The organism is Streptomyces sp. SID12501 (assembly GCF_010550245.1).
Lineage (GTDB): Bacteria > Actinomycetota > Actinomycetes > Streptomycetales > Streptomycetaceae > Streptomyces.
The window spans coordinates 16,523-29,372 of sequence record NZ_JAAGLU010000010.1 but is presented as its reverse complement, the minus strand read 5'-3'; the positions used below and the strand labels follow the sequence as shown (position 1 = coordinate 29,372).

The following is a 12,850-nucleotide window of genomic DNA, read 5'->3' as shown; positions in this document are numbered from 1 at the left end:
GTGGGTGGGGTGAGTGGGGTCCCTGCTGGGGAGCCTGAGGAGCCGCCCGCTTTCAAGGGGACGGCGCTGTGTGTGGTGTGCGAGGAATACGACGACTCGCGGACGTTTCCTCAGCTGGTGGGCGCGAAGGCCCAGATGGCGGAGATCGCCGGGAGGCTGGAGGAGCTGGGGTACGAGGTTCGGGTTGTTGGTGGGGGTGATCCGGATCGGGGTGCGTTCGACCGGGAGGTGCGGGAGTGGAGCAAGGGCTGGCGGGAGACGGGTGCCAGGAAGCCCGCACTGATCCTCTGGTCCGGGCACGGTGTCCTTGTCGACGAGCAACTCCGGCTTGTTCTTCGGGACTTGGTGCCAGGCGATCACTCAGCAGCCCGTAAGAGCGAGATCCGCAGCCGGGGTGTCTCGGTCGAGGAACTGGTTGACCACGCGGTGTCCTCCGACGCAGATCAGATCCTCGTCCTCGTCGATGCCTGCTACTCGGGAGACGGTGCCGGACAGAGCGTGCAGACCGCTCTGGACCACTGGTCGGAGGTGTCCTTGCCGCCCGGTCGTACGAAGTGGCTCGGCTTCATGGCTGGTTGTCAACGGAACGAGAGGTCTGCGGGCGACGGTCCCCTGTTCCGGACACTGGCTGAGGTGCTGCGGAAGGGGCCAAGGACGGACGAGTACCTGTCCGCGTGGAGCACGCGGAACGAACTCGTCACCGGGGTCGACATACTGGCCGCCCTACCGACGAGGTGGGAGGAAGATGGCCAGCGGCCGGTGCGTGCTGCGGCGGGTGACGAAAGCCGTGCCTTCCCCAACCCGCTTGCCGTACCCGGGGCACCGCCCACCCTCGTGGAACACCTGGTGCTCGCGGCACGCGGTGTCGGGCACCGGGAGGAGGGGTGGTTCTTCACCGGGCGGCGGCGGGTGCTCGGGCAGATCGTCGACTGGATGGAGACGGGCGAGCCCGGACTGTTCCTCGTCACGGGACCGGCGGGGTGCGGCAAGTCGGCGGTACTTGGGCGCATCGCGACGCTCGCGGACGCCGTGCAGCGGGCGGAGGCGGTAGGGCAGGGGGCGTTGCGGGAGGGGGACCCAGATCCGGGACTGCGGGAGTCCCGGTCCTTCGCGGCCGTTCATCTCCGGGGGTTGAACGCGACGCAGGCGGCGGCCGAGTTGGCTGAGCGGTTGGGGCTGCGGGAGCCGAGGAACGCGGATGCCTTCAAGGACGAGCTGCGTGAGTTGCCGACACCTCCGGTGATCGTGCTGGACGGTCTTGACGAGGTGCCCGCGGAGCACACGAAAGGGATGATCGAGGAACTCGTCTTTCCGTTGAGCCTGATGGTCCCGGTACTCGTCGGCTCGCGGGAACGGTCCTTCCAAAGTCAGCTCGCGAACGGAGAGACGCTGCTTGCTGCTCTGGTGCGGCATGTCGGTACAGGGGCCAACGCGGTGGATCTCGGCAGCGAGCCGGACACGCGGGAGGACATCACCGGGTACGTACGCAGGCGATTCGAGGCTGCCGGAGTTGCCGGTGCCACCGGCGAAGAGGTCGCGGAGGTATTGGCGGGCCGGGCAACCGCGGAGGGCGGCGGGTTCCTCTTCGCACGGCTGGTGGCCGGCTTCCTCATCACGGAGATCCAGCACAGGGACACCGGGGAGACCATCGACAGCGACGACCTGGTGGCACGCCTGCCGGACTCCGTCGAGGCTGCCTTCGAGGAGGATCTGAGGTCCGGACCGACTCGGGTACGCGACTGCGGCACCGAACTTCCCTCTGCGGCGCGTGACTTGCTCACAGCCCTGGCATGGGCGGCGGGACGGGGCATGCCTGCCGGCGGAGTGTGGGAAGCGGTGGCCTCTGCGTTGGGGGGCTGCGCCGACGGCGCGGGCTACGACGAGAGCGACGTGGACTGGGTGCTGTCCGCCTACGGGCGCTACGTCGTCGAGGACAGTGCGGGGTCCCAGGCCGTGTACCGGCTGTATCACCGGGAGTTCGTTTCGTTTTTGCGAGAGCCCGAAGGGCATGAGGGGGCGGCTGCCGGGGAGGTGGTGCTGGGGACAATCGTCGGTCTCCTCAAGCAGCAGGCGGTGGTTGGGGATTGGGGGGCGGTCGATCCCTATGTGCGGGAATGGCTGGCCTTGCATGCCCTATGGGCAGGGGCTCCTGGACCGGGCATCGACGTTCTGCGTGAGCTTGTCGAGTGGGACAGGGGCAGTGCCTTGCCTCATCTTGCGGAGGCACTACACGACTCCGCGGTTGCGCTGTCGAGGAGCGGGAACCGAGGGGCTGCCTTGGAGCTGTCGCGGGAGGCTGCTGAGACCTACGTGGCACTGGCCAGTGGTGAGTCCGCCGCCTACCTCCCCAGCCTCGCCAGCGCCCTCAACACCCTCGCGGTAACCCTGGCCGAGACCGGGGACCGACAGGGCGCCCTCGAACCCGCCCACGAAGCCGTCCGCATCCGACGCACACTCGTCCAGACCAACCCCGCCGCCTACCTCCCCGACCTCGCCACCGCCCTCAACAACCTCGCCATATCCCTGGCCGAGACCGGGGACCGGCAAGGCGCCCTCGAACCCGCCCACGAAGCCGTCCGCATCCGACGCACACTCGTCCAGACCAACCCCGCCGCCTACCTCCCCGACCTCGCCGGCGCCCTCAACACCCTCGCCAACCGGCTGGCCGAGACCGGAGATCGGCAAGGCGCCCTCGAACCCGCCCACGAAGCCGTCCGCATCCGACGCACACTCGTCCAGACCAACCCCGCCGCCTACCTCCCCGACCTCGCCACCGCCCTCAACAACCTCGCCAACCACCTAACAGCCACAGGCGATGATTCCGCAGCCCTCCAGGCCTACACAGAGGCAGCAGCCAACCTCGCCCACGACCACCCAGCCGCCCAACGCGCAATCGAATACGAGCGCGAGGCTTTCCTGCTCAGGTGCTCCGGCCGGACACCCGAGGCCGGCCTGCGAGGACTGATCCGGCTGCTCGTTGACGAATCGGCAGAGAAACCCGACTACACGAGCCTGCGCATCCGTAGAGCACTTCGGTCATTCGCACGCGAGACCCAGCACAGCCGCAACCTCCTGGAAGAGTCCTGGCGCCAGGAGACGGGAACCCCAACACCGGCATGGCTGTCGCTCTCCGACGAGACGCTGGACCTGGTCGAAGCGTGGATGTCCACCCGTACCTGGGCAGACAGCCAGGAATTCTGGTCCGCGAACATCGATGCCCTGGCCTCGGAAGACGCCTCAACAGCCCTGGCGGAGTTCGCGCTCGTCGCCCCCGTCGCCGACCAGCACCGTGCCATCCTGGACGCAATACGCTCCGAAGGAGCAGCAGGCGTCTACCACACCCTGATCCTCCGCGACCAGCTCACAGCCTGGATGGACACCGAGACCTGGGAAGACTCCAAACGCGTCTTCCACGAAAACAGCGAACTCTTCCTCGACGAGTCCGCCGAACAGACCCTCATGGACGCCGATCCCCTCACCTCCGACGCCGCCCTGCACGCAGCCATCCTCTACATCGCGCGCAACAACGACATCGACACGGCCTTCCAGTGCGTCGAGGACCGCAGCGCCCTCCAGCAACACGTGCTGAACGCGATCCGCGAAGGCAACGCCGAAGCTCTCTGGTACGCCGCAGCCATCGAACTCGCAACCTTCAACGACGAACCGTCATACGCCACCCACACCCAGGCTGCCCTCCTCCTCTCCGACGACCCCGACGACCTCGACGCCATCGAGGCCCTCGCCCCCGACTCACTGGCCACCGCCGCAGCCGCAGCAGACCCCGAAACCCGCAACCGCCTAGTCTCCGAACTGGCCACCCTCAGCGCTCTCCACGGCCAGCAGCACCCGGCACACTGGCTAAGCCTCATCCAGGCCCTCACCCAGCCGGACGCCCCCCACGCATGACCCACCCCAGCGTGATCTGCCTGATCCTGGCCGCAGCCCCCGCCCTCCACCACGCCGCCCCGCGCGTCCTGGAAGAGCACCGCGAGGTCCAGCAGAGCATCACGTTCTCCCGATACGGCCACGCCGTCCGCCTGGACGTCCTGCCAGCCGCCCGCTGGGAAGACTTGGTCCAGTACCTGGCCGTAACCACCCCACTCGCTCTCCACTTCGCAGGCCGAGGCACCCCCTGACGGCGGCCCCCGCTTCGTCACCGACGACGGCGGCGAGGCGCCGGCCGCGTACGCCGGACTCACCGCCTGTATCGCCGCAGCGGCAGCCGACGGCCTCGCCCTCCTCGTCCTCAACGCCTGCTGGACAGCCCACCTCGCGAAGGAACTGGCCGAGATGGTCCCCGTCACCGTCGGCTGGCAGGGCAAAGTCGCCGACCTGCACGCCCGCGACTACGCCCGCACCCTCTATCGCAACCTCGCCGGCGGAGAATCCGTGGCCAAGGCCCACTCAACCGCCCGCATGATGCTCGGCCTCTCCGGCTGCACGGACCCGCCCCTCCTCCACAGCGCCCCCGGTCACCTCCCCGAGGGGCAGTTCCTCATCGGCCCGGACGTACGCACCGTGCCGCCAGGGCAGCCGGTCAAGCCCAGGGCGTACGACACCGTCGCGCGCCTGCGCAAACCCCGCTTCCCACCGCCCTTCCCCTAGTTCTCCGGCAGTCGCGCACCCCTGCTCAGCGCGATCCGCAACGCGTCCCCCAGCGCCTCGGCAAGCCGTACCCCCGTGAACCTCAACTCCCGCTCCCCCACGCCCTCGTCGGCGAGTAGCGGCCTCGCCTGCCCGAGCACAAACTCCGCCGAGTCGAGCAGTTCCGTCTCCAACTCGTCCGCCAGGCACGACAGTCGGCTGTTCGGGTCGGACGTGCTGAGGTAACAGGGGCCGCCCTCCGGTGTGGTCCACGGCAGCAGCCGTAGCTGCACACCCATTCCGTCGCACATCATCACGTGACTCCCTTCGCTCCGGTCGCTCTGGCGGCCATGAGCACCGGCGATTACCTTTTGTGTCTACATCGTCACCGTGGGGCACATCCCCCAACAGGGGATATGTGTCCCAGCGTTGAGATCGGGACGACCGGAACCACGGACACGAAACGAGAGGCGAGACCGATGACGTTCAAGCCGCAGCAGCTGACCCCCTACCACTCCGCCCGCCACTACTTCGGCGCGGAGCAGCGCCGCCACCGCGAGGCCGCGCGGCTGTCGCTCGTACAACTGGCGGAGATCCTCAGCTCCAGCAAGAGCACGCTGGCCCGTGTCGAGACGGCCGAGCTGATGCCGCCACCCGACCTGCCCGCGCAACTCGACGCGGCCTTCGGCACTGACAAGCACTTCCACGGGCTGTACGAACTGGCCAAACGCGAGGCGCATCCGGACCAGTACCGCCGGTTCATGGACTTCGAGGCGCAGGCGGAGGTCATCGAGACGTACGACCCGCAGGTCGTCCCAGGGCTCCTGCAGACCAGGGAGTACGCCGACGCTCAGTTCAGCCTCCAGGAGGAGCTGCCCCGGGAGAAGGCCGAGGAACTCGTCAACGCCCGTATGTCCCGCCAGGATCGCCTCCGCTCGGCCGAGCCCCCTCTGCGCTGGTCGATCATCGACGAGGCAGCCCTCCGGCGGCCGTTCGGTGACGGGGAGTGCATGTACAAACAGTTGGCCCAATTGCTCGAACAGGTGGATACTCCGGACAGTAAGGTCCAGGTGATGCCCTTCAGTGCCGGTCCGTACTACCTGATGGGCGGCTCGCTGCACCTGCTGACTCTTCCCAACGGCTCCACCCTGGCCTACGAAGAGGGCATCGAGGTCGGCCACCTGTACGAGGACCGAGACTCGGCGAAGAAATGGCGGCGGCGGTACGACGTACTCCGCGCCAAGGCCCTCTCTCCGGCCGCCTCGGCGGAGCTGATCCAACAGGCCATGGAGGACTACAAGTCATGCGACACACCCCCGAGCTGAGTTCCGCCCGCTGGCGCCGGAGCAGCTACAGCAACGCCAATGGGGGGGCCTGCGTCGAGATCACCGAGGACCTCCCCGGCGTCGTCCCCGTCCGCGACAGCAAGAACCCCCAAGGGCCCGTACTCGTCGTCCCAGCCGCGATCTGGGACACCTTTGTCAACTCCCTGAAGGCATAGGGCAGAAAGGGGGACGGCCGGGGCGCCTGTGCGTTCCGGCCGTCCCCCTCGGTTCCTGCTCCGGCCGTTGTACGCCCCGCGAAGCTCACTCCACCCTTGGACGTACCAGTCCCGACTCGTAGGCGATGACGACCAGTTGGGCCCGGTCCCGGGCTCCGAGCTTGGCCATGGCCCGGTTGACGTGCGTCTTCACCGTCAGCGGGCTGACTTCCAGCCGCTCCGCTATCTCGTCGTTCGAGTGGCCGCCGGCGACCTGCACCAGCACCTCGCGTTCCCGCCCGGTCAGCGCGTCCAGCCGCTCGGCACGGGCGGGGTCGCGGCCGACATCCAGTACGTCGCCCTGCGCGAGGAACTGGGCGATCAGCCCCTTGGTGGCGGCCGGCGACAGCAGCGCGTCGCCCCCGGCGGCGACCCGGATGGCGTTCAGCAGCTCATCGGGCTCGGCCCCCTTGCCGAGGAACCCGGACGCGCCGGCGCGCAGCGACTGCACCACGTACTCGTCGACCTCGAACGTCGTCAGCATCACGACCCGTACATGCGCGAGCCCCGGATCCGCGCTGATCAGCCGGGTCGCGGCCAGTCCGTCGGTGCCCGGCATCCGGATGTCCATCAGCACGACGTCGGCACGCTGCTCCCGCGCCAGCCGCACCGCCTCCGCCCCGTCGGCCGCCTCCCCGACCACTTCCATGTCGGCCTCCGAGTCCACGAGCACACGGAAGGCGCTGCGCAGCAACGCCTGGTCGTCGGCGAGCAGGACACGGATCGTCATGGGCGGTCCTCGGTGAAAGTCGATGGATCGGCGTGCGGCCGTCTACACGGTTCTCTGTACGGGGGTGCCCGCGCCGTCCGCGGGACGCGGTCTGCTCTTCACCGGCAGGATCGCATGCACCCGGAAGCCGCCTCCGTACCGGGGACCGGCGGTGCAGCCGCCGCCGACCGCGGTGACGCGCTCCCGCATCCCCAGCAGCCCGTGCCCGCCGCCCTCCTCCGGGCCGTCCTGGCCCTCGCCCCGGCCCGGCCCGTTGTCCAGCACGGTGATCTCGATGTTCGGCCCCACCCGTACGACGCTGACCTCGGCCTTCGCCTCCGTTCCCGCGTGCTTCTGTACGTTCGTCAGGGCCTCCTGGATCACCCGGTAGGCGGCCAGGTCGATGGCCGCGGGGAGGGTGGTGTCCTGGTCGGCGCGGGCGACCTCCACCTGGAGTCCGGCGCTGTGGAAGGTGCCGACCAGCTCGTCGAGCCGGTGCAGACCGGGCGCGGGCTCGGTGGGCGCCGCCGGGTCCCCGGACTGGCGCAGCAGCCCGACGGTCGCGCGCAGCTCGTTCAGCGCCGAGCGGCTGGCCTCCCGTACATGGGCGAGGGCTTCCTTGGCCTGGTCGGGGCGCTTGTCCATGACGTGCGCGGCGACTCCGGCCTGGACGTTGACCAGGGCGATGTGGTGGGCGACCACGTCGTGCAGGTCACGGGCGATGCGCAGGCGCTCCTCGGCCACACGTCGGCGGGCCTCCTCCTCGCGGGTGCGTTCCGCTCGCTCGGCGCGCTCTCTCATCGCATGGATGAAGGCACGGCGGCTGCGTACGGCGTCGCCGGCGGTCGCGGCCATACCGGTCCAGGCGAAGATGCCGAGGTTTTCCTGCGCGTACCAGGGCAGCGGTCCGGCCAGCATCGCGGAACCGGTGAGGACCGTCATCGTGAGGAGGCCGACACGCCAGGTGGTGGGGCGGTCTGTGGTCGACGCGACGGTGTAGAGCGCGATCACCGCGGACATCGCGACGGGGGCACGTGGATCGGCGGTGACCGACTCGACGAGGGAGGCGACGCCGGTGAACGCGAGCACCCTCATGGGCGCGCGTCGGCGCAGGATCAGCGCTGCGGCGCCGAGCACCATGAGGACCAGGCTGAGGACATCGGGAGTGCGGGCGGTCCAGGCGCCGCCGTCCTGCCCGTGCGGGTCGACGAACGAGGCGCCCAGCATGCAGAGGAGGACGCCTGCGGCGAGGCCCAGGTCAAGCGCGAGGGGATGCGCTCTCAGGTGGCGGCGGGCTCGCTGGAGGGCGGTCACATTCGTCAAGGTAGCTCACCTGGGCGTTACTGGGGGTTGCACCCCCAGGCCCCCGCTACGGCCCTGAACGGGCCTTGTCCTCAATCGCCGGACGGGCTGAAGTTGTCGTCCGGCGCTGGAAAACGGGACCTCACCCCGGGATCAAGCCATCGTCGCCCAGCATCTCCCGGACCTCCTCCAGCGTCGCTTCCGGCGACGGGAGGATGAGGTCCGACGGGTCCAGGGCCTCGTCCGGCAGGGGCTCGCCGAGATCGCGGACCCTGTCCAGAAGGAGGTGGAGGGTGCGGCGGAAGCCGGGGCCGTCGCCGAGCTCCATTTCCGCCAGGAGCACGTCGTCCAGCTTGTTCAGCTCGGTGAGGTGGCTGTCCGCCAGCCTCACCTGGCCCTCCCCCATGATCCGTACGATCATGTCGCCCTCCTCAGGCGTGGCCCTACCGCGGTGGCTTACTGCTTGTCGAAGCGCGGGGTGTCCTTCGGCTGCTGCTGGCCGCTGCCGCCCTCGATGGCCTGCTTCTCCGACGCCCCGCCGGCCAGCTCCGCCTTCATGCGCTGCAGCTCCAGCTCCACATCCGTACCGCCGGAGAGCCGGTCCAGTTCGGCCTGGAGGTCGTCCTTGGCCATGCCCGTGGGGTCGTTCAGGGCGCCGGAGGCGAGCAACTCGTCGATCGCACCCGCCCGCGCCTGGAGCTGTGCCGTCTTGTCCTCGGCCCGCTGGATCGCCAGGCCCACGTCGCCCATCTCCTCGGAGATGCCGGTGAAGGCCTCGCCGATCCGGGTCTGGGCCTGGGCGGCGGTGTACGTCGCCTTGATCGTCTCCTTCTTGGTACGGAAGGCGTCGACCTTGGCCTGGAGACGCTGCGCCCCGAGGGTGAGCTTCTCCTCCTCGCCCTGGAGGGTCTGGTGCTGCGTCTCCAGGTCGGTCACCTGCTGCTGGAGGGCGGCGCGGCGCGAGAGCGCCTCGCGGGCGAGGTCCTCGCGGCCCAGCGCGAGCGCCTTGCGGCCCTGGTCCTCCAGCGTGGAGGACTGCTTGTTCAGCTGGGCGAGCTGCAGCTCCAGGCGCTTGCGGCTGGTCGCCACGTCGGCGACTCCGCGGCGCACCTTCTGGAGCAGCTCCAGCTGCTTCTGGTACGAGTAATCGAGGGTTTCGCGCGGGTCCTCGGCCCGGTCAAGGGCCTTGTTCGCCTTCGCGCGGAAGATCATCCCCATACGCTTCATGACACCGCTCATGGGCTTCGCGCGCCCCCTTCTGACGGACTCCAGCTCCAGCACCTGCAACAGGACCAACAGTACGGGCCCTGCCTCCATTACCGCACTGTTCCGGGCCCGATGCGCTCATCCCCAAGGACGACTGCGATCTGTCCCACTCCGGCGTAGGGAGTAGGTGACCCCCTACTGTCTGTCTCGTAAAGACGACCGGTGTTGCCGGATCGTTCCCCACTCGGCTGGGGTCCATGCCCCGATACCCATTACCCTTGGGTTTTGTGTTCCGTAGCCGCGCCAAGGAAGAGAAGGCCCCCGCCGACAAGGCGCTGGTGACCGACTCCAAGCAGACCCGTGACCCGCAGGCCCCGAAGGGCAGGCCCACTCCCAAGCGGAGTGCGGCCCAGTCCCAGCGCCGCAGCGTCGCCAGTACTCCCACGACGCGCAAGGAGGGGGCCAAACGACAGCGTGACGAGCGCCGTGCCGCGATGGACCGCCAGCGCAAGGCACTCGCCAGCGGGGACGAGCGCTATCTCCCCGCTCGCGACAAGGGCCCGGTGCGCCGTTTCGCGCGCGATTTTGTGGACTCGCGCTACTGCGTCGCCGAGTTCTTCCTGCCGATGGCTGTGATCATCCTCGTCCTGAGCATGGTCCAGGTCGGCGCGCTGCAGAGCGTCGCGCTGCTGCTGTGGCTCTTCGTGATCGTGCTGATCATCGTCGACTCGGTCTTCATCACGCTCCGGCTGAAGAAGCAGCTGGCCGCGCGCCATCCGGACGAGCGGACGAAGGGCGCGGTCGCCTACGCACTGATGCGTTCCCTCCAGATGCGTCGCCTCCGGCTGCCGAAGCCCCAGGTCAAGCGCGGAGAGCGGCCCTGAGCACTACGTCCTTCTCCGGGGGCGCGGCGGATGCCTGGCTGGTCAGGCTGGGCGGGCTGCGGAATGTCGTACGGCAGGAACTGGTGGCCCGGCAGCTCGACGAGCAGATAGCCGGGCGGTTCCCGGTCGGGCAGCGGCTCCGGGTGCTCGACGTCGGTATGGGCCAGGGCACGCAGGCACTGCGACTGGCCCGGGCCGGCCATCAGGTCACAGGTGTCGAGAAGGACCCGAGGATGCTCGACGCGGCCCGTGAGGCACTGGCCGCCGAGCCGGAGGGTATCCGTGATCGCGTCCGGCTTCTGGAGAGCGACGGCCGGGACACCGGGGTGCACTTTCTGCCGGGCAGCTTCGACGTCGTGCTCTGTCATGGCGTACTGATGTACGTCGAGCTGCCGGACGCCCTGCTGGCGGGGCTGGCGCGGATGCTGGCGCCGGGCGGGCTGCTGTCCCTGCTGGTGCGCAACGGCGACGCGCTGGCCATGCGGCCGGGGTTGGCGGGGGACTGGATTGGCGCCCTGGGCGCCTTCGATACGGACTCCTACACGAACCGGCTCGGGCTCGATGTGCGCGCCGACCGGCTCTCCACCCTCACCGGGACGCTCGCCGGCATCGGGGCGCCGTTGCACGCGTGGTACGGGGTGCGGGTGTTCACCGACACGGCGGATGACGACGCGGAGATTCCTTCTGACGTCGAGGCGCTGGTGGCTGTGGAGGAGCGCGCGGGGCGGACCGATCCCTATCGGCAGGTGGCCGCGTTGTTGCACCTGTGCGGGGTTCGGGGCTGAGCGGTTGTTTGTCGGCTGCCGGCCGGTGGGGGCTGGTCGCGCCCACGCGGCGGTAGCCGCATATCGAATACAGCCCCGCGCCCCTGGAGGGGCACCCTTCGGGGGCGCCCCTCCAGGTATTGCTACGCCTCCTGGGCGGCGTTCAGGCTCATCGGGCCGTAGATCTCTGTGGTGTCCTCGAACAGCCGTACCTGGTCCGCGCCGCCCGCGAGAAGTTCTTTCCAGTACTCACCGATCCAGGACTCGGCGTCCCCCTGCGTCGTGAACTCCTCGGGCTCCAGCGCGGGCTGGACCTCCGCCCCGTCGGTCTTCTCGAACCGCCACGTCCATGCCGCCATGTACGCCTCCAAGATATGAACCGCTGCAGACCAGGAGCCGGATCTTGATCCGGCTCCTGGCCCCCGAGCCTAGGGCCTGTCCGGCGGATCATGTCGGAGACGCCGGCCTTGGCACGCCCGTCTGCGGCGTTGTCGTCAATCGCCGACGCTCCGCGTCGACTCCCTCCTCCGCCTTGCAGCCGGACGCACCAAGCCCCGCTCACCTGCGTTGATGAGGCGCCGCAGCTATTCTCCGACCTGATCCGCCGGACAGGCCCCAGCCGGACGCGCAAGACCTGCGGGGACACGTGAAAATCAGGTTCGTGGAACTCACTCTGCTCGGTACCGGTGCCCCCGCGGGTCTGCCCCGCCCCGACTGTGCGTGCGCGGCCTGTGCCGGCGCGCTCGGTGTGCACGCGCGGGCGGCCACCGCGCTGCTCGTGGACGGCACGCTGCTGCTCGACCTCACCCCCGGCGCCGTGCTCTCGGCGGCCCGTGCCGGGCACTCGCTGGGCGGCGTACGGCAGGTGCTGCTGTCGCATCCGCACGACGGGCCCGCCGTCGAGGTGCCGGCGGGGATCCCGCAGCCCGGACGGGTGCCGGACGGGCGGGAGCTGGCGCTGCTGACCGGGCACCGGGTGCGCGCGGTCCCGATGGACGCGCCGGGTACGGGGTACGCGGTGACCGGCCCCGACGGGCAGCGCCTGCTGTATCTGCCGCCTGGCGCGGCGCCGGCCGGGCTCGACGGGAACGGTCCCTCGTACGACATGGTCCTCGCGGACGTCGTCGGGCGGCCGGACGCCCTGGCCCGGCTGCGGGCGGTGGGCGCGATCGGGCCGGCCACGGATGTCGTCGCCGTTCATCTGGACCATGACGTGCCGCCGGGTGCCGAGCTGCGGCGCCGGCTCGCGGCGGCGGGTGCGCGGGCGGTGGCGGACGGTACGACGTTGACGGTCGGGGTCTACGAGGACGTACCGGACGTGCCCCGGCGGACGCTGGTCCTGGGCGGGGCACGGTCGGGGAAGTCGGTGGAGGCGGAGCGGCGGCTGGAGGCGTTCCCGGACGTGCTGTACGTGGCCACGGGCGGCACGCGGAACGGGGACGGGGAGTGGGCGGCGCGGGTGCACGCGCACCGCGAGCGGCGGCCCGGGTCGTGGCGTACCGCCGAGACCTGTGACCTCGTACCGCTGCTGAAGGACGAGGGGGCGCCGCTGCTCATCGACTGTCTGTCGCTGTGGCTGACGGACGCGATGGACCAGGTGGGGGCGTGGGACGACGCGGAGTGGGCGGGGGGCGGGGAGAAGGAGTTGCGGCGGCGGGTACGGGAGTTGACGGCGGCGGTCCGGTCCACGCGGCGGACTGTCGTCGCCGTGTCGAACGAGGTGGGGTCGGGGATCGTGCCCGCCACGGCGTCCGGGCGGCGGTACCGGGACGAGCTGGGGCGGCTGAACTCGGTGTTCGGGGCGGAGTGCGAGCACGTGCTGTTGGTGGTGGCCGGACAGGCGCTGGCCCTGCGGGGGTGA

Annotated in this window: 14 protein-coding genes; 8 read left to right on the top strand and 6 right to left on the bottom strand. The window is 69.8% G+C overall.

Annotated features, from left to right (window positions below; genetic code table 11):
- From G3I71_RS13710 to G3I71_RS51100, 3 genes are all read left to right on the top strand, one after another.
- Window positions 1-3,906, top strand: coding sequence for a tetratricopeptide repeat protein (locus tag G3I71_RS13710; RefSeq protein WP_343242962.1), 3,906 nt, complete (start codon window positions 1-3; stop codon window positions 3,904-3,906).
- The gene (locus G3I71_RS51105; RefSeq protein ID WP_239149143.1) at window positions 3,903-4,136 is read left to right on the top strand and encodes a hypothetical protein; all 234 of its coding nucleotides are present in this window, start codon (window positions 3,903-3,905) and stop codon (window positions 4,134-4,136) included. The genes G3I71_RS13710 and G3I71_RS51105 overlap by 4 nt, the downstream gene beginning before the upstream one ends.
- 154 nt (window positions 4,137-4,290) lie before the next feature.
- A complete protein-coding gene (locus G3I71_RS51100; protein ID WP_239149142.1) occupies window positions 4,291-4,605 on the top strand; it encodes a hypothetical protein in 315 nt (104 codons plus the stop codon).
- Here G3I71_RS51100 and G3I71_RS13700 read toward each other — a convergent pair.
- The gene (locus G3I71_RS13700) at window positions 4,602-4,898 is read right to left on the bottom strand and encodes a hypothetical protein (RefSeq protein WP_164314456.1); all 297 of its coding nucleotides are present in this window, start codon (window positions 4,896-4,898) and stop codon (window positions 4,602-4,604) included. The two genes, G3I71_RS51100 and G3I71_RS13700, sit on opposite strands and share 4 nt — an antisense overlap.
- 165 nt (window positions 4,899-5,063) lie before the next feature.
- Here G3I71_RS13700 and G3I71_RS13695 point away from each other — a divergent pair, with 165 nt between their 5' ends.
- Window positions 5,064-5,909 carry a helix-turn-helix transcriptional regulator gene (locus tag G3I71_RS13695; RefSeq protein WP_164314454.1) on the top strand — a complete coding sequence of 282 codons (846 nt, stop codon included), beginning with the start codon at window positions 5,064-5,066 and terminating at the stop codon, window positions 5,907-5,909.
- On the top strand, window positions 5,888-6,085 hold the full coding sequence (locus G3I71_RS13690; RefSeq protein WP_164314452.1) for a DUF397 domain-containing protein: 198 nt from the start codon (window positions 5,888-5,890) through the stop codon (window positions 6,083-6,085). The genes G3I71_RS13695 and G3I71_RS13690 overlap by 22 nt, the downstream gene beginning before the upstream one ends.
- 85 nt (window positions 6,086-6,170) lie before the next feature.
- Here G3I71_RS13690 and G3I71_RS13685 read toward each other — a convergent pair whose 3' ends face one another.
- The 4 genes from G3I71_RS13685 to G3I71_RS13670 form a co-directional block, all read right to left on the bottom strand.
- A complete protein-coding gene (locus tag G3I71_RS13685; RefSeq protein WP_164314450.1) occupies window positions 6,171-6,854 on the bottom strand; it encodes a response regulator transcription factor in 684 nt (227 codons plus the stop codon).
- A 42-nt stretch (window positions 6,855-6,896) separates the two neighbouring features.
- Window positions 6,897-8,147, bottom strand: coding sequence for a histidine kinase (locus G3I71_RS13680; RefSeq protein ID WP_164314815.1), 1,251 nt, complete (start codon window positions 8,145-8,147; stop codon window positions 6,897-6,899).
- 130 nt (window positions 8,148-8,277) lie between these two features.
- Complete coding sequence (locus G3I71_RS13675) at window positions 8,278-8,556, bottom strand: hypothetical protein (protein ID WP_164314448.1); 279 nt, start codon at window positions 8,554-8,556, stop codon at window positions 8,278-8,280.
- A gap of 35 nt (window positions 8,557-8,591) precedes the next feature.
- A complete protein-coding gene (locus G3I71_RS13670) occupies window positions 8,592-9,374 on the bottom strand; it encodes a PspA/IM30 family protein (protein ID WP_164314814.1) in 783 nt (260 codons plus the stop codon).
- Window positions 9,375-9,598: 224 nt separating this feature from the next.
- On the opposite strand from G3I71_RS13670, the gene G3I71_RS13665 reads away from it, so the two are divergent.
- On the top strand, window positions 9,599-10,225 hold the full coding sequence (locus G3I71_RS13665) for a DUF3043 domain-containing protein (protein ID WP_164314446.1): 627 nt from the start codon (window positions 9,599-9,601) through the stop codon (window positions 10,223-10,225).
- A gap of 83 nt (window positions 10,226-10,308) precedes the next feature.
- Complete coding sequence (locus G3I71_RS13660; RefSeq protein ID WP_164314444.1) at window positions 10,309-11,010, top strand: methyltransferase domain-containing protein; 702 nt, start codon at window positions 10,309-10,311, stop codon at window positions 11,008-11,010.
- 122 nt (window positions 11,011-11,132) lie between these two features.
- Here the strand turns inward: G3I71_RS13660 and G3I71_RS13655 are convergent, their stop codons facing one another.
- Window positions 11,133-11,348: a hypothetical protein gene (locus G3I71_RS13655; protein WP_164314443.1), complete on the bottom strand. Its 216-nt coding sequence runs from the start codon at window positions 11,346-11,348 to the stop codon at window positions 11,133-11,135.
- Between the two features lie 302 nt (window positions 11,349-11,650).
- On the opposite strand from G3I71_RS13655, the gene G3I71_RS13650 reads away from it, so the two are divergent.
- A complete protein-coding gene (locus tag G3I71_RS13650; RefSeq protein WP_164314441.1) occupies window positions 11,651-12,850 on the top strand; it encodes a bifunctional adenosylcobinamide kinase/adenosylcobinamide-phosphate guanylyltransferase in 1,200 nt (399 codons plus the stop codon).

What these genes read in the sequence shown, in the direction of transcription:
- G3I71_RS51105 (WP_239149143.1), top strand. Translation starts at nt 3,903, where the DNA reads ATGACCCACCCCAGCGTGATCTGCCTGATCCTGGCCGCAGCCCCCGCC.
- G3I71_RS51100 (WP_239149142.1), top strand. Translation starts at nt 4,291, where the DNA reads ATGGTCCCCGTCACCGTCGGCTGGCAGGGCAAAGTCGCCGACCTGCAC.
- G3I71_RS13700 (WP_164314456.1), bottom strand. Translation starts at nt 4,898, where the DNA reads ATGATGTGCGACGGAATGGGTGTGCAGCTACGGCTGCTGCCGTGGACC.
- G3I71_RS13695 (WP_164314454.1), top strand. Translation starts at nt 5,064, where the DNA reads ATGACGTTCAAGCCGCAGCAGCTGACCCCCTACCACTCCGCCCGCCAC.
- G3I71_RS13690 (WP_164314452.1), top strand. Translation starts at nt 5,888, where the DNA reads ATGCGACACACCCCCGAGCTGAGTTCCGCCCGCTGGCGCCGGAGCAGC.
- G3I71_RS13685 (WP_164314450.1), bottom strand. Translation starts at nt 6,854, where the DNA reads ATGACGATCCGTGTCCTGCTCGCCGACGACCAGGCGTTGCTGCGCAGC.
- G3I71_RS13675 (WP_164314448.1), bottom strand. Translation starts at nt 8,556, where the DNA reads ATGATCGTACGGATCATGGGGGAGGGCCAGGTGAGGCTGGCGGACAGC.
- G3I71_RS13670 (WP_164314814.1), bottom strand. Translation starts at nt 9,374, where the DNA reads ATGAGCGGTGTCATGAAGCGTATGGGGATGATCTTCCGCGCGAAGGCG.
- G3I71_RS13665 (WP_164314446.1), top strand. Translation starts at nt 9,599, where the DNA reads ATGCCCCGATACCCATTACCCTTGGGTTTTGTGTTCCGTAGCCGCGCC.
- G3I71_RS13655 (WP_164314443.1), bottom strand. Translation starts at nt 11,348, where the DNA reads ATGGCGGCATGGACGTGGCGGTTCGAGAAGACCGACGGGGCGGAGGTC.